The sequence below is a fragment of the Rudaea sp. genome (genome assembly GCF_057139185.1).
Window position 1 is genome coordinate 49731 of the sequence record NZ_DBNHDN010000030.1, and the last position, 21913, is coordinate 71643.

General features: G+C 66.1%; 16 protein-coding genes. 8 read left to right on the plus strand and 8 right to left on the minus strand.

The features are described from left to right. Window positions 1–55: 55 nt before the first annotated feature. Together AC16HO_RS10055 and AC16HO_RS10060 are read right to left on the minus strand one after the other, a co-directional pair. Window positions 56–802 carry a sulfotransferase-like domain-containing protein gene (locus AC16HO_RS10055; protein ID WP_395643494.1) on the minus strand — a complete coding sequence of 249 codons (747 nt, stop codon included), beginning with the start codon at window positions 800–802 and terminating at the stop codon, window positions 56–58. Beyond that, complete coding sequence (locus AC16HO_RS10060; protein ID WP_395643495.1) at window positions 799–1731, minus strand: aminotransferase class IV; 933 nt, start codon at window positions 1729–1731, stop codon at window positions 799–801. Before AC16HO_RS10060 ends, AC16HO_RS10055 begins: the two co-directional genes overlap by 4 nt. Before the next feature lie 181 nt (window positions 1732–1912). Between AC16HO_RS10060 and AC16HO_RS10065 the strand changes: the two genes are divergently transcribed. The 8 genes from AC16HO_RS10065 (at window position 1913) to AC16HO_RS10100 (ending at window position 12990) form a co-directional block, all read left to right on the plus strand. Further along, a complete protein-coding gene (locus AC16HO_RS10065; protein WP_395643496.1) occupies window positions 1913–3547 on the plus strand; it encodes a TldD/PmbA family protein in 1635 nt (544 codons plus the stop codon). Between the two features lie 16 nt (window positions 3548–3563). Beyond that, window positions 3564–4898 (plus strand): TldD/PmbA family protein, encoded by a 1335-nt coding sequence (locus AC16HO_RS10070; protein WP_395643497.1) that lies wholly within the window; start codon window positions 3564–3566, stop codon window positions 4896–4898. Between the two features lie 76 nt (window positions 4899–4974). Beyond that, entirely contained in the window at window positions 4975–5673 is a 699-nt protein-coding gene (locus tag AC16HO_RS10075) for a DUF4159 domain-containing protein (RefSeq protein WP_395643498.1), read from the plus strand. Between the two features lie 160 nt (window positions 5674–5833). After that, window positions 5834–6829 carry an AAA family ATPase gene (locus AC16HO_RS10080; RefSeq protein WP_395643499.1) on the plus strand — a complete coding sequence of 332 codons (996 nt, stop codon included), beginning with the start codon at window positions 5834–5836 and terminating at the stop codon, window positions 6827–6829. Window positions 6830–6994: 165 nt separating this feature from the next. Then, entirely contained in the window at window positions 6995–7984 is a 990-nt protein-coding gene (locus tag AC16HO_RS10085; RefSeq protein WP_395643703.1) for a DUF58 domain-containing protein, read from the plus strand. Window positions 7985–7988: 4 nt separating this feature from the next. Then, window positions 7989–9158, plus strand: coding sequence for a BatA domain-containing protein (locus AC16HO_RS10090; RefSeq protein WP_395643500.1), 1170 nt, complete (start codon window positions 7989–7991; stop codon window positions 9156–9158). Then, the gene (locus AC16HO_RS10095; protein ID WP_395643501.1) at window positions 9155–11260 is read left to right on the plus strand and encodes a DUF4175 family protein; all 2106 of its coding nucleotides are present in this window, start codon (window positions 9155–9157) and stop codon (window positions 11258–11260) included. The genes AC16HO_RS10090 and AC16HO_RS10095 overlap by 4 nt, the downstream gene beginning before the upstream one ends. Continuing rightward, window positions 11257–12990: a carboxypeptidase regulatory-like domain-containing protein gene (locus AC16HO_RS10100; protein ID WP_395643502.1), complete on the plus strand. Its 1734-nt coding sequence runs from the start codon at window positions 11257–11259 to the stop codon at window positions 12988–12990. The genes AC16HO_RS10095 and AC16HO_RS10100 overlap by 4 nt, the downstream gene beginning before the upstream one ends. A 6-nt stretch (window positions 12991–12996) precedes the next feature. On the opposite strand, the gene AC16HO_RS10105 is transcribed toward AC16HO_RS10100, so the two are convergent. The 6 genes from AC16HO_RS10105 to AC16HO_RS10130 all read right to left on the minus strand — a co-directional run bounded on the left by AC16HO_RS10105 (window position 12997) and on the right by AC16HO_RS10130 (window position 21723). Next, window positions 12997–15471: a TonB-dependent receptor gene (locus tag AC16HO_RS10105; RefSeq protein ID WP_395643503.1), complete on the minus strand. Its 2475-nt coding sequence runs from the start codon at window positions 15469–15471 to the stop codon at window positions 12997–12999. 32 nt (window positions 15472–15503) lie between these two features. Then, complete coding sequence (locus AC16HO_RS10110; protein WP_395643504.1) at window positions 15504–16661, minus strand: SO2930 family diheme c-type cytochrome; 1158 nt, start codon at window positions 16659–16661, stop codon at window positions 15504–15506. Then, window positions 16661–17887: a parallel beta-helix domain-containing protein gene (locus AC16HO_RS10115; protein ID WP_395643505.1), complete on the minus strand. Its 1227-nt coding sequence runs from the start codon at window positions 17885–17887 to the stop codon at window positions 16661–16663. Before AC16HO_RS10115 ends, AC16HO_RS10110 begins: the two co-directional genes overlap by 1 nt. Window positions 17888–18026: 139 nt before the next feature. After that, window positions 18027–19124, minus strand: coding sequence for an AraC family transcriptional regulator (locus AC16HO_RS10120; RefSeq protein ID WP_395643506.1), 1098 nt, complete (start codon window positions 19122–19124; stop codon window positions 18027–18029). Window positions 19125–19174: 50 nt separating this feature from the next. Further along, window positions 19175–20680 (minus strand): CehA/McbA family metallohydrolase, encoded by a 1506-nt coding sequence (locus AC16HO_RS10125; RefSeq protein ID WP_395643507.1) that lies wholly within the window; start codon window positions 20678–20680, stop codon window positions 19175–19177. Between the two features lie 20 nt (window positions 20681–20700). Then, complete coding sequence (locus AC16HO_RS10130) at window positions 20701–21723, minus strand: phosphatidylinositol-specific phospholipase C1-like protein (RefSeq protein WP_395643508.1); 1023 nt, start codon at window positions 21721–21723, stop codon at window positions 20701–20703. Window positions 21724–21913: the final 190 nt, after the last annotated feature.

Here is a 21913-nt window from a genome sequence, read left to right on the forward strand (position 1 = left end):
TCAGGTATCGATACGAGGACGTTTGGCGGCGTCCGGGTTGAAACAGCCCAGCTGGCTAGCGCGTCACCACGATGCGATGCCGGTGCAGGCGCTCGTAGTCGACCATGCAGGCGTCGATCACCTTGCGATAGCGCTCCGGCACGCGCAGGTCGCGCTCGCACCAGGGCTCGAAACCGGTGGATTTGAGCACCGCGGCGTACCAGTGGGGCGCCCAGATGCCGTCGCTGGCGCGGGGACCGGCGGGCCAGTGCAGCATGCGATCGGTGAATGGAATGCCGAGCCGCTCGCACAGGCTGCGCAGATGCGCTTCGGGGGCCTTGAGAAACCCGTCGGAATCGATCACCGGCGGCGGGGTCGCGGCGCGCGCCGCGATCTCATCGTAGAGCGCCGCTTGCTGCGGTACGCCGATATCGTCCGCGGTCACCTCGGCATCCGGCCGGCTCTTGATGTACGACAGCAGCACTGCACGCGGGTCGCGGATCAGGAATGCGTGGCTGAGCTGGCCGAACCAGTCATGGCCGATGTGGCGCAGCATGTGGTGCGTCATGTGCTTCTGGTAGAACACACGGCGACCGTCGGGCACCGGCCCGGTCAGTGCGGCGACGACGCGGCGCCAGTCGGTTTCGCCCGCGGCGATGACGGCCTCGCGCGCCGGGTGGTCGCTTTGCGTCTGCTTCAGGTAATGCGCGTAGAACGGTTCGTCGATGACTGCGCAGTCGGCGCGGTTTTCGAACGCGCGCATCATCGCGGTCGAGATGTTGCGCGGACCCGACCACATCGCGATGCGCACACTGCCGCTCATGTCGGGTTCGGTATCCCGCGCGCGGCGACATCGCGCGCGATCAGTTCGCGGTACAGCGTTTGCAGGCGCGCGACCATCGGCCCGCGGCCCTCGCTCAATTTGCGCCCGTCAACTTCGGTCACGGGGGCCACGCCCGCGAACGTGCCGGTGACGAAGGCTTCGTCCGCGCCGTAGACTTCGCTCAGGCTGAAACTCTTCTCGAAGGCCGGAATGCCGGCTTCGCGGCATACGCGCAGCACGTTCGCGCGGGTGATCCCGGGCAGGCAGTACATGCCGGTCGATGTCCACACTTCGCCCTTGCGCACGATGAAGAAATGCGTCGAATTGCAGGTCGCGACGAAGCCGTGCGGATCGAGCATCAGCGCCTCGTCGGCGCCGGCCTTGGCCGCCTGGATGCAGGCGGTGATGCAGTTGAGCTTGCTGTGGCTGTTGAGCTTCGGGTCCTGCACGTCGGGATAACCGCGGCGCACATGCACGGTGAACAGGCGGATGCCGCGCTCCAGCGTCTCCGGCTTCGGCTCCTTGTACTCGGGAATGATGACCACGGTTGCCGGCCCGATCGTCATGCGCGGGTCCTGATAGGGCGTACGCTTCACGCCGCGCGTGACCATCAGGCGGATATGCGCGTGGTCTGTCATCGCGTTGGCCGCGAGCGTGCGATGCAGCACGTTCACCAACTCCTCGCGCGTCAGGCCGATGTCCAGGTCGATCGCCTTCGCGCCTTCGTACAGGCGATCGAGATGCTGATCGAGGAAGGCAATGCCACCCGCATGCACGCGCAGGCCCTCCCAGACCCCATCGCCGAGAATGAAGCCGGAGTCGAACACCGAGACGGTCGCTTCCGCGCGCGGCTTGAGCTCGCCGTTGATGTAGATCCTGATCTCGCGGTTGCGCGGGTCGTCTACGAATTCGTGGGTGCCTTGGGACATCGTGTTTGCTCGTCGTTGCGACAAAGCGATGGTAGCGAGTCCGGAGCATGCGCGGTATCCGGCGGTGCCGGAAGTGGTGGTCGGCACGACATTCGTGACGTTTGGCATATGACTCGCGTCGGCCGCTTTGCCAAGGTTCCGCTTTCGGCGTAACCGTACGCGAAAATACGAGGGAGGAACGATGGACAGACGAGATTTCCTGAAGATCACCGGTGCCGGTCTCGGCGGCCTGGCGATACCCGCTTTCTACGGTCGCGCGATCGCCGCCGAGGAATTGCTGAGCACAATCGACGTGGCGATGAAGAAGAAGCTCGCCGATGTCGCGCTCAACGCGGCCAAGGGCAGCGGCGCGACGTATTGCGACGTGCGCATCGGCCGTTACCTGCGCCAGTTCGTGGTCACGCGCGAGGACAAGGTGCAGAACGTGGTCAACACCGAATCGACCGGTATCGGCATCCGTGTCATCGCCAAGGGCTCGTGGGGGTTTGCCGCGACCAGCGACCTGTCCAGCGACGCCGTGGCGAAAGCCACCGCGCAGGCCGTCGCGATCGCCAAGGCCAACGCGCGCCTGCGCAGCGAACCGGTGCAGCTCGCGCCGGTGAAGGGTGTCGGCGAAGTGTCGTGGAAGACGCCGATCGTGAAGAATTCGATGCACGTGCCGATCAAGGACAAGGTCGACCTGCTGCTTGGCGTCAATGCCGATGCGATCAAGGCCGGCGCGAGCTTTATCAACTCGACCCTGTTCCTGGTCAACGAGCAGAAGTACTTCGCATCGACCGACGGCTCCTACATCGACCAGGACGTGCATCGCATCTGGGCGCCGATGAACGTGACCTGCGTGGACAAGGCGACCGGCAAGTTCCGCTCGCGCCAGGGCTTGTCCGCGCCGCGTGGCATGGGCTTCGAATATCTCGACGCGAAGGCGGCCGACAAGATCGAGTTGCCCGGTGGCGCCGTGGTCTATCGCGATTCCTACGACATGAAGGCCGACGCGGTCGCGGCGGCGAAGCAGGCGCGCGAGAAGCTCACCGCGACTTCGGTCAAGCCGGGTAAGTACGATCTGATGCTCGATCCGTCGCACACCTGGCTGACGATCCACGAGTCGGTCGGCCATCCCACCGAACTCGATCGCGTGCTCGGCTACGAGGCGAACTATGCCGGCACCAGCTTCGCCACGCTGGACAAGTGGCGGGACAAGTTCAAGTACGGCAGCGACAAGGTCACGATCGTCGCCGACAAGACCCAGCCCGGTTCGCTCGGCGCGGTCGGCTACGACGACGAGGGCGTGAAGACGCAGAAATGGGATCTGATCAAGGATGGCGTACTGGTCAACTACCAGGTCATCCGCGACCAGGCGCACATCCTTGGCCTCAAGCAATCGCAGGGCTGCTGCTACGCCGATTCGTGGTCGAGCGTGCAGTTCCAGCGCATGGCCAATGTCTCGTTGCAGCCCGGCAAGGAAAAGCTGACGCCGATCGAGATGATCAAGGACATCGAGAACGGCATCTATATCGTCGGCGAGGGTTCGTTCTCGATCGACCAGCAGCGCTACAACGCGCAGTTCGGTGGGCAGCTGTTCTACGAGATCAAGAACGGCAAGGTGACCCAACCGCTCGAAGACGTGGCCTACCAGATCCGCACGCCGGAATTCTGGAACTCGTGCGTCGCGGTCTGCGACGACGGCGACTACCGCCTCGGCGGCTCTTTCTTCGACGGCAAGGGCCAGCCCGGCCAGGTTTCGGCCGTCTCGCACGGATCGAGCACGGCGCGCTTCAACGGCGTCAACGTCATCAACACCGCGCGCAGCCTCGGCTGAGGATACGGAGCACATCATGACCATTTACAGCGAAGAACAGGCCAAGGCGATCCTCGACAAGGCGATCAAGATGTCCAAGGCCGACGAGTGCACGGCGCAACTCAGCGGCTCGAACGGCGGCAACGTGCGCTATGCGCTAAACAACGTCTCGACCAGCGGCTACGTCAGCGACGCCGATCTCGTCGTCGAGGTCGCGTTCGGCAAGCGCACCGGCACGGCGACGATCAACGCATTCGACGACAAATCGATCGAGTCCGTCGTGCGCCGCGCCGAGGAACTGGCAAAGCTGGCGCCGGAAAATCCGGAATTCATGCCGGCGATCGAGAAGCAGACCTACAAACCAACCTCGACCTTCGTCGAGAAGACCGCCGCGATCACGCCGGAATACCGTGCCCAGGTCGCCGCCGACTGCATCGAGCCGTGTCGCAAGGACAAACTCGTCGCCGCCGGCTTCTTCAGCGACGAGCAGGACTTTTCCGCCATAGCCAACAGCAAGGGCAACTTCGGCTACCAGAAAGCCAGCGGCATGAACTTCACCTGCACGGTGCGTACCGACGACGGCAAGGGCTCGGGCTGGGTCGCGCGCAATCTCGCCGACGTGGCCAAGTTCGACGCGAAGAGCGAGATCAGGATAGCGATGCAGAAGGCCAGGGGTTCGGCCGATGCGAAGGCGCTCGAACCGGGCAAGTACACCGTGATCATGGAACCGGCAGCGACCGCGGGCCTGATCAGTTTCATGATGTTCGGCTTCGACGCGCGCCAGGCCGACGAGGGCCGCAGTTTCCTGTCGAAGAAGGGTGGCGGCAACAAGCTCGGCGAGAAGATGTTCGACGAGCGTGTGACGATCTACGCCGATCCGTGGGACGAGCATGCCGCCGTGCTGCCGTGGGACAACGACAGCCTCGCGCGCGAGAAGACGCCGATCATCACCAAGGGCAAGGTCGACTACCTGCAGTACTCGCGCTACTGGGCGCAGAAGCAGGGCAAGAAGGCGGTTGGCCAGCCCGGAAATCTCATCATGGTCGGCGGCGACAAGTCGACGATGGATCTGGTCAAGTCGACCAGGAAGGGCGTCCTCGTCACGCGCACCTGGTATATCCGTCTGGTCGATCCGCAGACCGTGCTGCTGACTGGCCTCACGCGCGACGGCACGTTCTACGTCGAGAATGGCGAGATCAAGTACCCGATCAAGAATTTCCGTTTCAACGAGTCGCCGGCGATCATGCTCAACAACATCGAGGAGATCGGCAGGCCGGTGCGCGTCGGCGATGACGAATCGCCGTTCGTGATGATGATCCCGCCGATGAAGATCCGCGATTTCACTTTCACGTCGTTGTCGGACGCTGTCTGATCTGCCGCTGCAGCCCTCCCCCTCGAGGGGAGAGTTGGGTGGGGATGGTGTTTACCGACGCCGAGCCATACGCGCCATGACCCGCTCTGAATTTCTTCGCCTCATGCTTGCGAGCAGTGCCACTGCGCTGCTCGCGCGGCGCGCGAACGCAGGCGAGGCAGCCTACGACTTCTGGTTCACCCGCCTCATGTACGAATCGGGCGACTGGGACGTCGACGCGCGCATGCCGTCAAACCTGATCGACGCGCTGATCCAGTACACGACCCTGCGCGTCGACACGAAGGAGCGTGTGCTGCCGCTGGCCGATGCGCGAATGCTGACGCAACCGTTCTGCTATCTGGCCGGGCACAAGCTGGTCGAGTTCAATCCGGACGAGCGGCGCAACTTCGAACGCTACGTGCGCAATGGCGGCTTCGTCCTCGTCGACGATTGCAACCACGACATCGACGGTCTGTTCGCCAAGTCGTTCGAGCGCGAAATGGTCTCGATCTTCGGCGAGGGCGCGCTGAAGAAGCTGCCGAAGAAACATCCCGTTTTCGACGCATTCTTCAAATTCGACGGACCGCCGAACACGGCGTTCGAACTCAACGGCTGGGGCGACGACATAGTCCATGACTATCTCAAGGGCATCGAGGTCGGTGGTCGCCTCGGCGTGCTCTACAGCAACAAGGACTATGGTTGCGAGTGGGACTACGACTGGCGCAACAAGCGTTTTCTCGCCGAGGACAACACGAAGTTCGCGGTCAATGTGGTGATCTATGCGTTGACGGCTTAATTTCTTCCCATCTCCCACCGGGAGAAGTCGTCCGAAGGGCGGATGCGGGAAGGGCGTAACAAGTCTGAACTACATTCCACCTTCGCAGCGTCTTTCCCTCATCCGGCGTTGCGGCTCTCGCGGCTTCTCCCAGTGGCAGAAGGAAAGCAAAGACAAACTCATGAACGACGCAATCACCGAACAATCCATACAGCAACAACTCGCCAAGCTTGCCACCTTGCGCGAGGCCATCGCGCAGGTCATCGTCGGTCAGCACGACGTGGTCGAGCAACTCCTGATCGGCCTGCTCGCCGGCGGCCATTGCCTGCTCGAAGGCGTGCCCGGCCTCGGCAAGACCCTGCTCGTGCGCTCGCTCGGTCAGGCGCTCGCGCTCGACTTCCACCGCATCCAGTTCACGCCGGACCTGATGCCGAGCGACATCGTCGGCACGGAAATCCTCGAAGAAGACCACGGCACGGGCAAACGCTACTTCAAGTTCCAGCGCGGACCGGTGTTCACCAACCTGCTGCTCGCCGACGAGCTCAACCGCACTCCGCCGAAGACGCAGTCGGCACTGCTCGAAGCGATGCAGGAGCGCACGATCAGCTATGCCGGCACCACGCACGTGTTGCCGCAGCCGTTCTTCGTGCTCGCCACGCAGAACCCGCTCGAACAGGCCGGTACCTATCCGTTGCCCGAAGCGCAGCTCGATCGCTTCCTGCTGCACGTCCGCGTCGACTATCCGGACGAGACCGAAGAACGCGCGATCCTCGCGCAGACCACCGGCAGCGCCGGCGCCGGGATCGCCCCGGTCATGGGCGGCGGGGAAGTGATTGCGCTGCAGAAGCTGACGCGCGAGGTGCACGTCGGCGACGACGTGCTGGGCTGGATCGTGCGTCTCGTGCGCGCCTCGCGTCCGCAGACCAGTGTGGTGCAGGTTGTGCGTGATTGGGTGCGCTGGGGGGCGGGGCCGCGTGCGGGCCAGTCGCTGGTGCTCGCGGCCAAGGCGCGCGCGCTGATCCGTAGTCGCCTCGCCGTGACGCGCGAAGACGTCGCCGCACTTGCCGCGCCGGTGCTGCGCCACCGCCTGCTGCTCTCGTTTGCGGCCGAAGCCGAGCAGCGCAGCAGCGACGATGTCGTCGCGGCGCTGCTGAAGTCGGTGCCGTTTCCCGCTTGAAGCGAACGCAAAGCAAAAGACTGAACCACGAAGAACACGAAGAAATATCCACGAAGAAGATCAAAGAAGTTCGATGCGCTTTTGCCTTTCTTCGTGTTCTCCGCTTTTCTTCGTGATTTTCGTGTCGATGTCTTCTGATCTTGATCTTTTGGCATTGCCGCTGAACTGGAGACCGATGTGGCTGAGCTGATCCCGCCTGAGCTGCGCGCGCGCCTGCGCGAGCTTCGCCTGCTCGCGCGCCGTGGTGCGGGTGGCGATGGGCTGGGGCAGCACGCCAGCCGCAGCCGCGGTGCCGGCCTCGAATTCGCCCAGTACCGCGCCTACGAGCCCGGCGACGAGCTGCGCCGCATCGATTGGAAACTCTACGCACGCTCGGATCGCTACTTCGTGCGCGAAGCCGAGCGCGACAGTCCGTTGACTGCATGGGCGATCGTCGATGCGAGCGCATCGATGCGCCAGGCCGATGCGGCGTGTCCGCACCGGCGCAAGATCGATGCGGCGAAGACGCTGGCCGCGTGCCTGTTCGAACTCGCCCTGCGTCAAGGTGATCGCTTTGGCTTGCTCGCGCTCGCCGGCGCCGCGCCCGCATTCGTCCACGCCGGTGCCGGCCCGCGCCAACGCGATCGCTGCACGCTCGAACTCGCGCGTATCGAGGCTGCGGGACGCTGGCCCGACGCGGCGATGCTGGCGCCGTTGTGGGAGCGCATCCAGCCGCCGGCGGTTGTCCTCGTGCTCTCGGATTTCTTCGACGATGCGGCCGTCGAGCTCGCCTTGCGTCTCGCTGCCGCACGACGCGACGTGCTGGCTGTGCAATTGCTCAGCGCGGAGGAGCGTGACTTTCCATTCGCGGGCGGACATCGTTTTCGTGATCCCGAAACCGGTGCCGAGCGCCGCGTCGAGGCGGTCGCCGTGCGCCGCGACTATCTCGAACGCTTCGGCGCGGCGCGCGCGGAACTCGCGCGGCGCTTCGCCGCGGCCGGAATCGACCATGTCGAATACGTGCTCGATCGTCCGCTCGAAGAACCGTTGCGCATGTTGTTTGGCAACGGAGCGGCTCTGAAGTCGCTTGCTTTAAGGGAGAAGGGTGTTGAAGTTGACGCGCGCGAAGCCGAAACCATCTCCATCCAGGCCCTCCCCTTGAAGGGAGGAGTGTAAAAGCATGGGCATCGCCTTGCTCGCCCCGCTGGGCCTGGCCGCGCTGGCCGCGCTCGCGCTGCCGCTGCTGATCCACCTGGTGCGCCGGCTCGAACTGACCACGATCGAGTTCGCCGCGCTGCGCTGGATCGGCGAACGCACGCGTCCGCAACGGCGCCTGCGCTTCGAGCGTCCGTGGCTGCTGCTGTTGCGCCTCGCGCTGCTCGCCGCGCTGGCGCTGTTGCTCGCGCGTCCGCTGTGGCAAGTCGATGCGCTTGCGGCGCGGCCGTGGATCGTGGTCGCGCCCGGCGTTGCGCCGGCCGACGCACGTGCCGCGGCCGGCGATGTCGACGCGGAATGGCATTGGCTCGCACCCGGATTTCCACGTGTCGGCGAATCCATGGCCGGCACCGGCGTACCCGTTGCCAGCCTGCTGCGTCAGCTCGATGCCGAACTGCCGTCGCATGCGACGCTCACGCTGATCGTGCCCGAGCAACTTGGCGGGCTCGACGGCGAGCGTCCGCGGCTTTCGCACGAAGTCGATTGGCGCGTCGTACCCGGAAGCATGCCCGATGGTGCGGGGGCGGCGACGAATGCCTCGATCCGCATCGCGGTTCGCTACACGCCCGAAGCGGAGGGCTCGCTGCGCTATCTGCGCGCCGCAGTCGTGGCGTGGAACCAGAACGAACCGGGACGGTATGAGCTCGACGCGCAGCCTGCCGACGTTCCGATCGCCGCGGCGACGCATTGGTTGGTGTGGCTGGCCCCGACGACATCGACGCTGACGCGCTGGCTCGACGACGGCGGTGTGGCGCTCGTGGCCAATGTCGCCGCCGCAAACGGCGAAGCGCTTTGGCGTGATGCCACCGGACAAGTGCTGGCAAAGGTGGCGGCCCGCGGCGGAGGGCGCATGATCGCCTTGCCCGGCGCACTGATGCCGGCAGATTTGCCGTGGCTGCTCGACGCACAATTTCCTGATCGCCTGCGCGCCGCGTTCGACGGTGGTCCGCCCGCGCCTGCGCGTGCCGCGGCTGCGGCGATGCGTCCGCGCGTCGAGACGGGAACGGTCGCGTCGTCCGCGCGCTCGCCGGCATCGGGACGGCCGCTCGACGCGTGGCTTGTGCTGTTGATCGCCGCGTTGTTCCTGTGCGAACGCTTCGTCGCGACGCGACCAAACGCGGAAGTGCCGGCATGAGCGCCGCGCCGCAGTTGCGCGGGCTGCGCATTGCCTCGGTGCGGCGCCAGCTCGCCGTCGTCGCGGTAGCCGCGGCACCCGTTGTCGTTGCGACGGGCGTGCTGGCCGCGCGTACCGCCGGTCCGGTCGCGGCGGTCGCCGCCGGATCGCTGGCACTGATTGGTACGGGCATCGTCATGTGGCATGCGTGGCGCGGCATCGATGTGACCTGGCTCGCCCGCCGCCTCGATGCGATGTCGCCGCAGATGGACGACAGCGCCGCGCTGCTGTTCCGCGATACGGCCGCCTTGTCGCCGGTGCAGCAGCTGCAGCGGTTGCGCGTGCAGACGCGGCTCGCCGGTATCGACGTGGACTTGCGTCCGGCGTGGCCCTGGCCACGCTTGTTCATCGCGTTCGGCGTCGCGGCGGCGATGCTGATCGTCGCGGCATTCTGGCGGCAGGGCGCGCGCACTCACGCCGAGGCCGGGCAGGCCAACGCGAAGCTTGCCGCATCGTCGACCGCGCTGACCCGGGTACAGATGGCCATCGTGGCACCGGCCTACACGCAGCTCGCGTCGCGCACGGAAGCATCGCTCGATGCCAAGGTGGCGGAAGGCTCGCGCCTGCGTTGGAGCCTGCGCTTCGATCCGCAGCCCGCGGCCGTGGCGCTCGTGTTCCACGACGGCAGCCGCCTCGCACTGAGCCGTGACGGCGGGGATTGGGCCGGCGAACGCACGTTCGCGGCATCGGCGCTGTATCGCATCGCCGTCGAGGGCGCGCCGCCGCCGGCCGATGATCGCCTGCATCGGCTCGACGCGATCGCCGACCGCGCGCCCGAAATACGCGTACTCGAACCGGGCAAGACGCTGACCTTGCTCGACGCGCAGCAGAAGCGCTGGAACCTCGACTTCGAGGCCAGCGACGACTACGGCATCGCGAGTGCCGAACTGCAGATCACGCACGCGCAAGGCAATGGCGAGAACATCAAGTTCAAGGAGCAGACACTGGCGCTGCACGGCGAGCCCGCGGGCGCGAAGCAGCAGCGTTTCCGCCATACGCTCGACCTCGCCGCGCTCGGCATCGCGCAGGGCGACGACATCATCGTCAAGCTGGCCGTCAGCGACAACCGCGAGCCGCAGGCGAACACTACGCGCAGCGCGAGCTTCATCCTGCGCTGGCCGGCCGAGGCCGCGAACGATGGCGGCGGACTCGAAGGCCTGGTGCAGAAGACCCTGCCGGCGTATTTCCGCAGTCAGCGCCAGATCATCATAGACAGCGAGGCGCTGCTGGCCGAAAAGGCGCAGCTCGACGGCGGAAAATTCCTCGCGCGCTCGGATGCGATCGGCGCCGACCAGAAGATCCTGCGCCTGCGCTACGGCCAGTTCCTCGGCGAGGAATCGGAGACGCATGCGCAGAAAGCGGATGCGACGCGGGCAGGGCACGACGATCACGATGCACATGCATCGACGCAGGCGCCGACCGCGTTCGGCCGCGAGGGCGATATCGTTGCCGAGTACGGTCACGTGCACGACATCGCCGAGGCCGCGACCCTGCTCGATCCGGAGACCAAGGCGACGCTGAAATCCGCGCTCGCCGAAATGTGGCAGGCGGAATTGCATCTGCGCCAGGGCGATCCGGCGCAGGCGCTGCCCTACGAGCGGCGTGCGCTCGATTTCGTCAAGCGTGTGCAGCAGTCGACGCGCATCTACCTCGCGCGCGTCGGTCTCGAGTTGCCGGTGCCGGACGAGGGGCGACGCCTCAGCGGCGACCGCAAGGGTGTGGGCGACCGCCCTGCCGGCCTGACCGCGGCCGACGACGGCGAGGTGCCGATGGCGCGATTGTGGAAAGCGTTGGCGGCGAACGATGCGCCGGACTGGGACGCGGCCGAAGCCTGGCTGCGCGCGCACACTGCGGATACGCCCGATGCGCTCGGCGTGCTCGCCGCGATCGATCGCGCGCGCCGTGATCCGGCCTGCGCATCGTGCCGTGCATCGCTGCGCGATCTGCTTTGGCCGCTGCTGCCGGTACCGGCAGCAGCGGCGGCGGTACGGACTGCGCCGGGTGCGGCAGGCCGTGCCTACCTCGACGCATTGCAGGCCGCAGGTCGCGGAGCGACGCGATGAATGCCACGTTGCTCGTCGCGTTGCTGCTTGTTTCTGCCGCCGCGCTCGGCGTCATGCGCGCGCGGCGGGTGCGCCGCCATCGCCTGGCGCGCATCGGCTTGCAGCTTGGCGCAGCGTCGCTGTTGTACTTGTGCCTGTTCCCGCCGCTCGATAGCAAGAATTTTCATGCCGACGAGCTGGTCGTGTTGACGCCCGGCGCGACGTCCGCGCAGCTCGCCGCGTTGCCGCTCGCGGCCAACGTCGTTGCGCTGCCCGGCGTCGAAGCGGGCAGGGCGGTCGAACGCGCACCCGACCTCGGCACCGCGCTGCGCCGGCATGCCGGCGCGCGCCGCCTGCGCATCGTCGGCGGCGGCTTGCCGGCGCGCGATCGCGACGCGGCGCGGGGCCTCGTCGCCGCGTTCGATGCGGCGCCGCTGCCGCGCGGTCTGGTCGAACTGGGTGCGCCGGCCGCGGTGCGCGCCGGCAACGTCTGGCGTATCGATGGGCGCGTCGAGGACGTCGAAGGCGGCCGCGTCGAACTACGCGATCCGTCCGGCGCGGTCATCGCCACGCACGCGCTCGACGCCGAAGGCCGCTTCGCCCTGCACGCGGGCGCGAAAGGTGAGGGCAGTGCGACGTTCGTTTTGAACGTGCTCGATCGCGACGGCACCAAGATCGACAACGCAACGGTTCCGCTGGCAGTGCATGCGGGCATGCCGCTCAAGATCGCGCTGCTCGCCGGGGCGCCCGACGCGGATCTGAAGTATTTGCGCCGCTGGGCCGCCGACGCGGGCATGGCGCTGACCAGCCGCATCGCGTTGAGCGATGGCGTTGCGCTGAGCGACGGCGCGGCAGTGCCCGATGACGCGGCACTGCGTGTGGCCGATATCGCGATCGTCGACGAACGCGCCTGGACCGAGCTCGACGCGCAACGCAAGCAGGCGTTGATCGCCGCTGTGCGCGACGGCCTCGGCCTGCTGCTGCGCGCGACCGGGCCGCTGCCCGCGCCGGTCGCCGCGGATTGGGCCGAACTCGGTTTTCGCACGCACGCGGTCGAGGCGCCGGCGTCGGTTGCGCTCGACAAGACGCTCGGTCTGGTCGATTCCGGTCTCACGTTCGCGCACCGCGCCCTCGCCGTCGAGGCCGATGCCGCTGCACCGCTGCTGCGCGCCGATGACGGCACGATACTGGCGTGGTCGCGCAATCTCGGTCGCGGCCGCGTCGCGTTGTGGCTGCTTGCCGACAGCTATCGACTGGCTCTCGGCGGTGCGTCTCCCGCGTTCGCGACGTTGTGGAGTGAAGCGTTGAGCACGGTCGCGCGCGCGCGCGGCGCGTCTGCCCCGCTGTTGCCGCCATCGACGCGCGTCGACGCGCGCGCGTCGTTCTGCGCCGTTGCCGCCGATGCGGCGATCGAGAACGAGATGGGCAAACGCGTGCCGTTGAGTGTCGATGCGCACGGGTGCGCCGCGTATTGGCCCGAAGCAGCGGGCTGGCATACGTTGCTCAACGGCGGCGGCCGCTGGCCGTTCTTTGTGCGTGCGCGCGACGAAGCCATCGGCCTGGAAGCCGGAGAGAATCGAAGCGCGACGCAGGCGCTGCTCGGCGCGCCGCTATCGACGGCGGCTGTCGCCACGCGCGAGCAGCCGTTGCCGCGCTGGCCATTCTTCCTCGCCTGGCTGGCCGCGGCCGCGGTAATGTGGTGGCTCGAACGCGGCGCCGCCGCGAACGGCGGCGCTGCATCGGACGCATAGCGTGGCTCAGAACCGGTAGTTCGCCTCGACGCCCCACATGCGCGGCGCGGTGATGCCGGCACTGGTCACGCCGAGCACGTTGGTCACGATGTTGTTGAGCCCGGTGACGTACTGCGTGTCGAACAGGTTGTTGACGAACAGGCCGACGCTCCAGGGCACGTTGGGCGAGGACCAGCCGACATGAAAATCGGCGCGCGTGTGGCTGCCGCCAAGCCGGAACGGCAGCGTCGAGATGCACGAGCCCTGCAGCGCCGAGCCCGAATTGCAGCGCGTCTTGCCGGTGTAGGCGCCTTGCAGCGTGAAGTCGAGGCTGCCGCCGGCGATGTTGTGCATGACGTAGGCGGCGCCGAGCGTGGCCGACCATTGCGGCAGGCCGGTGGGTTGGCCGGAGAGATCGACACCTTCCGCGGTCTTGTAGTTGCTGTAGGTCTGGTCGATGTAGGCCGCTGCGGCATTGAGGCGCAGGCTGTCGGTTGCCTGCCAGCGCGCTTCGAACTCCAGGCCCTTGGCCTCCTGGTCGCTGGGCAGGATCTGGTATTGCGGCAGATCGCCGTTGCCACCACCGTTCGACACCAGGGTCAGGTTCGGCAAGTTGGAATATTTATAATAGTATACAGAAGCGTTGAACAGCAGCTTGTAGTCGGCGAACCAGCTCTTGACGCCGGCTTCGTAGCTGCGCACGGTCTGCGGCTTGTACACGGTGCCGACCTCGAGCGCGTTGAAACCGCCGGCCTGGTAACCCTTGGCCGCCGACGCATAGAGCATCACGTCGGGCGTCAGCTTGTAGTCGAGCACGACGCGCGGACTGGTGTCGTTCCAGCTGCGCTTGAGGCCGGCCGGCTGCCCGAGCGTCTGCGGCGTGGTGAAGTAGATGTTCTGCTGGAAGGTCTGGATCGGTACGCCTAGCGCATCGAGCAGGCCGAGCGATTGCAGGCCTGCCAGTGTCCTGTCGAGCTCGTCGGCGACGCGCGGCGGCGTATACCAGCTGAAGTCGCGCTGGTCGCGGGTGAAGCGCACGCCGGTGGTGAGGTTGAGGCGGTCGTTGAGGTGCCAGATCACGTCACCGTAGACCGCGGAGGCGCGGGCGATGTTGCGGTTGTTCATGTTCTCCTGCCAGGGGTCGCCAAGCAGCGAGTACTGGAACCCCGCAGCCTGCAGGCCTTGCGTCAGCGGTCCGTAGAGGCCGCCAGGCGCGATGCCGAGGTTGTTGAGCAGGGTATCGATGCTGTTGGTGAAGAAGTTGATCTGGCTGGTCTGGCGACCGTCGTCGCGGTACCAGCTCGCGCCGGCGATCCAGTCGGCGCGATCGGTCTTGCCGGCGAGCTTGAATTCCTGCGACCAGGTCTTGTGCCGCTCGATGTTGACGTCGTCGAAATACAGGTCGATGCGGTCGGTGCCTTCCTGCGCCTCGCGGTTGTACGTGTGGTAGCGCTGGAACGAGGTCAACGAGGTGAAATCGCCGAACGGCAGCGCATGCTCGGCGCGCAGGACGAACGAGTCGTAGGTGCGCGATTCGCGCGCGCCGATCGCTTCGTTGTAGAGTGGCGCGTTGCGCGGATCGAGGAAGGTCGAGTAGTCGGGCGTCGTCGATGGCAGCTCGGGATAGGCCGGCACCGGCGAGACGCCGATCGTCGCACGCGGCGGCTGCTTGAGCCGCTCATGCTCCCAGGCGAGGTTGACGGCCGTGTCGCCGGGTGCGTTCCAGTGCAATTGCATGCGCGTGCCCCAGTCGTCGTCCTTGTAGAAATGCCGACCGGTAGCGGAGTCGCGCAGCCAGCCGTCGCTCTGGTTGTCGACGAAGCTCAGGCGGAAAGCGAGGTTCTCGCCGAGTGGCGTGTTGAGCACGCCGTCGCCGTAGCGCAGGCCGTAGTTGCCGAGGCGCAGGCGCGCGTTGGCTTCGAACTGGTCGCTCGGCGCCATCGTCGTGACCGAGATCGCGCCGGCCGCGCTGTTGCGTCCGAACAGCGTGCCCTGCGGACCCTTGAGCACCTCGACATGGTCGATGTCGTTGAACATCAGCAGCGCGCCGCCGGTCTTGCCCTGGTAGACGCCGTTCGCGTAGACGCCGACCGGCGCGTCGGTGCCGATGCCGAAATCGCCGGTGCCGATGCCGCGCAGGCTGAAATTCGGTTGCGTCGGCTGGTCGCCGCTGACCGAAAGGCCGGGCACGTACTTGTCCATCTTCGACAGGTCGGTGGCGGCGAGCGTGTCGATTTGCGTCGACGAGATGACCTGCATCGCGATCGGTACTTCCTGCACCTGCTGCGTGCGGCTCTGCGCGGTGACGGTGACATTGCCGAGTTGCATCGCGGCATTGTCGGTGGTTGCCTGCCCGGCGCCCTGTTGTGCGGCGGGTGTCTGCGTCTGCGCGTCGTCCGCGGCGGCGGCCAGCAACGTGCCGTGCGCAAGCATTGCCGCCGTGCCGGCGACGAGCGCGAGGCGTACCTGTCGAGTCAATTGCGTCATCTGGATCTTGTTCACGCCAGCATCCCTCCCAATGGTTTGTCGTATTGTCAGGCGTCGCAGTTTCCGGACGTGGCGGCGATCCAGTCGCGGATCAGCGCAACGCCTTCCTTGTGCGTGGTGCTGCGGCCCATCTCGGGCATCATCACACCGGGTTCGTCCGAGGTGACGCGGTAGAGCAGAATAGAATCGTCGGGCTTGCCCGGCACGATGTCGAACAGGTGATCACCCGTGCCGCGTCCGGCCGCGACCGGCGGCTTGCATACGCCGAGGCGGCGCAGGTCGGCATTCGCGCTGCGCAGGTCGAGCGCGGTGGTGTTGGCCGGGCCGGTCGGGCTGTGACACATGCTGCAGTTGATGTCCAGGTACGCACGCGCGCGGTCGGCGACGGGCGCCTTGGCATCGTGCCAGTCGGCGTCGCGCGGCGCCCGCGCGGGATCGGGTGAGCCGGCGAGAAGGCCGAGCCGGGTCCAATGCGCGAGCTGGTTTTCCGCGCCGCTGGCGTAGCTGTAGTCCTTGTTGAGGTGCCGCGCGCGTGGGCCGAGCGGCTCGATCGCCTTGGCCGCAACGTTGGCGACGTGGCAGCCGGCGCATTGGTTCTCGTTCGGCACGACGTAGGTGAAAGCTTCGCGTTCGTTGTTGTCGGCGACGAGTTCGAGCGGGATGGCATCGCCCGTGCGCGCGAGTTCGGCGTCGGTCTGCGCGGCGTTCCAGACGTAGGGAATCGCCTCCCAGCCTTTCTCGCGGCGTACGAGTATGCGCGTTTCGACCAGGCGCACCTTGGCGAGATCGAGGGCTTCGTCCGCCGCCCCGGCGGCGAAGTCGCGCGAGGTGTCGTAGGTGCGCGCTACCGCCTTCGCCTCGCCGCCGCTTTTCGGATAGAAGAAGGTTTTCGTCAGCACCGTGCCGACCGGGAAGTCGAACGGCCCGTCGGCATCGTATTTCGCCGTCGTGCCTTTCGGCAGCCACACCGTGCGGAACTTGTGCGCGTAGTCGCTGAACAACGGCGTGTTCAGATCGTAGGGCACGACGTCGGTATTGGCCACGAGCCGGCCGTCGTGTGCCTCGACCAGATGCCAGTCGCTGAGCTTTTCCGGCTTGCCTTCGGCGAACGAGTGCACTGGTTGCGGCGTGCGCGCGCAGCCGGCGAGGGCAGCGAGCGCGACCAGCGCGGAAGAAATGCGCGTGAATCGGGTGAGCGATGACATCAAGTGTTGCCCTTCAATTCGACAGCAGCAAGCGGCGGCAGCTCGCAGTGGACTTCGTCATTGAGTACCTTGGGATTGCTGAACTTGTTCGGCCCGTCGACGTTGAGCACCTCGACCGCGCCGTTCTTCACGCAGATGCGCTGTTCGGCCGGATACTGGCCGTTGACCTGTGCCTTGGTGTCGACGTACCCGTCCCAGAGCACGTCGGGGAAGTGGCCGCTGATGCCGAACATCGATACTTTCAGCGCCTTCCAGTCGAGGCCGTCGGGAGCGTCGCCGCCGCCGGAGAAGCGGTTGTCGTGGATGTAGATCGATTTCGGATACGGATCATAGCCTTCGCTCGGCTTCTTGTCGGCGAAGTTGGTGATGAAGTAGCTGGCGATGATCACGTTCGCGGTGCGGTTGTCGGCGATGTCGTTGTCGAAGATCTCGACCTTCGGGTTCGAGGTTACGATGATGCCGGAGCCTGCGGGTACGCTTGCGACCGCGGTGCCCTTGGCGCCGAAGTTGCCGAGGTTGTTGGCGACGACCTTGTTCTTGAACACGCGTGCATGCTCGCCGTGCTGGGTCAGATCGGGCATGTTGAAGACGAGGATGCCGCCGGTGTTCCCGGTCGCGGTGTTCTCGTAGACGTCGGCGCGTATCGAGTTCTCGATCTCGATGCCGGCGACGTTCTTCTCGGCGCGGTTGCGCCGCACGATGATGTCCTGTGACTGGCCGACGTAGATCCCGGCGTCACGCGAACCGATCGCGATCGAGTCCTCGACCAGCACGTTCTTGCATTTCACCGGATAGATCGCATAGGCGCCGTTGTCTTTCGACGGGCCGGCGGTCCATTCGACGCGCACGTCGCGGATCGTGATGTTTTCGCCGTCGTTGACTTTCAGTCCGTCTCCCTTCGAATCCTCGATGGCGAGATGCTCGATCGTGAAATCGTTCGCGTAGACGAGCATGCCCTCGGGGCCGGAGATCTGGTTCTTGAACGATAGTATGCTTTTGTCGGAGCCCGCGCCGCGCACGGTGACGCCGTTGGCACGCAGGGTCAGTACGCGTTGCAGTGGATGCTTGCCGGGTGGAATCTCGATGACTGTTCCGGGCTTGGCGTCGAGGAACTGTTCCTGCAGCTTCTTTTCGAAAGCCGTGTCCGCGTCACTTGGCGGGGGAGGTGGTTCGTTTCCACAGCCGGCGGCAAGGGCACAAAGGGCGACAATGGCAAGCTTGCGCACGGCATTCTCCATGTGGGGGCGGTGCGTCAATTTGCCGCCAAACAAACGTTTGGAACAGGGGCAAGGGGGCTGGATTTGGGGGGCAAACAGGCCATTGGAAAGTGGCCGATGCAGCCACGGCCGCCACACGGTGCTGCCGTCAGATCGCACTGTGTCGCATCGCCGTCGGTGCCGCGCCGGTCCAGCGCTTGAACGCGCGGCGGAATTCGCGCGCGTCGGAATACCCGACCTCGCTGCCGATGTCGGCGATGCTCAAGGCGCCCGCGCTGAGCAGCTCCAGCGCGCGTTCGGCGCGCAACTGGTCGTGGATGTCGCGATAGACGCGGCCGGCGGCAGCGAGGTGGCGGCGCAGCGTGCGTTCGGAAAGATTGAGACTGGAAGCGACGTCTCCGAGCGTCGGGTGCTCGGCGAGGCGGTGGCGCAGGATGCGCTCGACCGAAGCGACGATCTCGCTCTGGCGCTTGATCTGCGCGGCCTGCTCGCGGCAGATGGCGAGCGCCTGCTGCGCGCTGACCGGATGGTGCGTCGGCAGGCGTACCGCCAGCCATTGCGTGCCGACCACGAAGCGGTTGCGGTTCGCGCCGAAGCGGATCTCGCACTCGAACAGCTTGCGATAGTCGGCGGCGTGCGGCGGCGCCGGGTAGGTAAGATCGAGGCGCACCGGCTTGAACATCGGGCCGACCAGGCTGCGTGCGAGCTGCAAGGTGCTCGCGAACATCTCCTCGCAGAGAAAGACGAGAATTTCTTCGTCGGGAAAGCGCGGTCGCGCCACGAGTGCGACTTCGCGCGCGTTTGCTGTTTCCATTTCGACGTCCATCAGCGCGCCGGTGATGTCGGCGTGCTCGATGCCGATCGCGACCGCCTCGCCGAAGGTGCGCGCGGTCATCATCGCCAGGCCCATGATGCCGAACGTGCCGCTGGATTGGTGCGCGCCGACCTCGATGCCGAAGCCGCTGCGCGGGATCGTGCGCAGCGCACGCTTGATGATCGTGCTCGCCTGCCGGTAAGACACGCGCACCGAAGCATCGTCGATCTGCGCGCGCGTGATGCCGAGCCCGGCGAGCCAGGGCTCGATCGCAAGACCTTCGGCATCAGCGAGCTGCGCGAGCACGGCGAGGATTGTGGTCGGGATCACCGCCGCGGTGTAGCGCGGGTCGGTCGGGGCATGGCGCACGGCCATCTTCGCCGTCGCGGCCTTGTTGCGCCTGGTGACGGCGGGTGGGTGTGCTGGCGTCATGCGCGCGATGGTAGCGGCTTGCGCCGCGCAAGTCGCGGTGCGCTGCGCAATCAGGGCGAGGCCGCCGGCGCGACCCGGTTCACGTAGATCGGATTGCCTATCAGGCTGAGCTTGCCGTCGGCGCCGCGCACGTCGGCGCGCAGCCAGTGGCGGTGGCCGTCACTGGTCCAGGTGAAGGCGAAGGTCCGCGAAGCGTCGGCGATCTTCGGCTGATCGATCACGTTGGCGATCCTGCCGTCGATGACGATTTCCACGCTGCCGCCGCCGACATTGGCGACCTTGAGGGAGAAGTCGGCCTTGGTGTTTTGCGCGAGCTTCACCTCGTCGCCCATCTCGGCATCGAAATCCGGGCCTTTGGCGGTGAATTCGAGGCTGCGATCCTTGCTGCCGAAGACATCGACATAGGCATGGCCGGCACGCAGCGCATCGAGCAGGGCGTGCTGGGAAAGGTTGGCGGCGTGCACGACCGTGGTCGGCGTACCGATGCCGATGGCACCGCGGCTTTCGCTCCACTGCTTGGCGTTGTGATCGTCGCTGCCGCCGACCGCGGTGAGGCGGTAGCCCTTGTCCAGTTGCGCCTGCCAGAACGGAATGCCCGAAATCGCCGTGTCGGCATCGTTGCCGTTGACGACTTCGATGGCCTGGACCAGACGCATGTCGACCTCGGGTTTCGCGGTCCAGCCGCAACCCATGCAGATTTCGCCGGAGAGGCGGATCGGGTGGTTGATCGAGACGAAGCCGTCGAGCCGTGCGGCGTTGCGCAGCAGCGTATTCCAGTCGGGCACACCGGCCGAGCCGACGCGAAAGTCGAGCGGGACCCAGCTGCCGAGCAGGTTGGCGTGACCGGTGAACGTCGTCAGCTCGCGGCCCGCAAGCAGCAGCAGGCGATCGAAGTACGGCTGCAGTTCGCGTACGGCATTGGCCTGCGAGACCGTGTTGTGGTCGGAGAGCGCGATGAAATCGAGGCCGCGTTCGGCTGCAGCCTGCGCGGTCACGAATAGCGGACAAGGAACCTTGCCCTTGCCGCTCTGCGGCGTGCACGAACCGTCGCTGTGCGCGCCGTGCATGTGCAGGTCGCCGCGGTACCAGCCGGCCTGGGCGCGCAACGGCTCGTCGAGCAGGTCGGGAATCCTTCCATTTCTGGAAAAGTATACTTTTGCCGTGTATTCGGCGTGTGCCTTCTCGCGGATGTTCGGGATGCCGAGCAGCAGGTTCCAGCGGCCCGGTGCGATCGGGCCGACGATATAGGACGGCGTTGCGTCAGTCGCGGATACGGTGAAGCGGCTCTTGTTGCCGCCACTCCAGCCGCGGAATGCGTTGTTCCTGAAGCCGCCTGGGCCGAGCAGGCCGAGGTCGATCGTGGTCTTCTCGTCGCGACCGGAGTAGGCGAAGTCGATGGTGATGCGGTCGACACCGGCCGGCACGTCGAACGGCACCAGTTTGTAGGTCTGGTTGTCGCGGCCATCGAGCTTGCCGGTCAGGGCCAGGTCGGGTTTGTCGGCAGCGCGGGCCGACAGGCAAAGCAACAGTGGCAGTAGCAGGCCGATGATTTTCATTTGATATCGATCCACAACGGCTACTCGATCGGAATGCCCGCACATTTTGCCGCCGCACGCACCGGATTGCAGCGCGCGATCGCGCCGTCGTCGAAGCGTACCCGATACGGACCGAAGCGCGGGTCGGGCTCGAAGTAGTCGGTCGAAACGAATTGTGCGCCGCTCGCGAATGCAGCCTCGCGGCGCGCAGTGTCGTTGCGCCGCGCCTCGAATGTGTCGGCGTCAGCACGCGTGCGCACGAGCAGGCCTGCCGCCACGGCCGTCTTGATGCGCTCCTGATCGGCAAGCGGGTCATTCAGCGTGATATAGCCAGCAGCAGGCGAATCTTCCCTGGTCGTGGCGAACATCGCGCGACCTTCCAGCGATTTGCGTGCGCCCCGGTAGAGCGCAATCTTGTCGTCGCTCTCGTCGAGCGCGAACAGGATGCGGCCGCGGGCCTGGCCGAGCGTCGGCCAGTGACCGGCGCTCGCGGCGTTGCGCAGCGTCGGGAATGCGCCCTGGATGCCGTCCGGCGTGATCAATTGCTTCGGCTTGAACACGCTGCGGATCTCGGCATCGAGCCGGTCGAACGCGGCCTCGTCGAACTTGAGCGCGGCTACCGAGCCGGGGCCGAGCTTCCCGTCCTTGGCGTTGATCAGAATCATGATCGGCACATGCCGCGGATGCGCGGCAGACCAGTCGCGTATGATCGTCAGGCAGGCCACGAAAGTCATGCAACTTGAGCGGAAATCGATGTCGGCCAGATGCATGACCTTGAAACCCGGCTTGGTCATTTGCGCGGTTTGTGCGGATGGCCACGGTGGCGACGCAAACCCCTTGCGCATTGCGCCCGGCGGGTGCAGCCAGCGAGCGCCTTGCGGATCGTCCCAGACGTCGAGTTCGAGCTGACGGATGCCGAGATCAAGCTGCTCGTTGAGCGGGCGATGACCGTAGTCGAGGCCGTCCGCGCCGTGCGCATCGAGCGCGTGGTGCGCGGCGAATTCCTCGGGTGGCATGTGCTGCTTGTAGCTGTTGTGCGTGCCGATCACCTGCATGTCGTTCAAACGCAGATTGGTGTCGATCCAGGCCCGCGCGCAGGCTTTGTCGCCCGCTTGAGCGGCGTTCGTGGTTGCGAGGTTGCAGAGGCTGCTCGCTGCGCGCGATGGCTGCGCGAGCAGCCCTGTCGAAACGATGCAGAGTGATGCGATGAGGCTCGTCGCCCCGGCAAGGATTGCCGGGGTCCAAGCTGCAGAT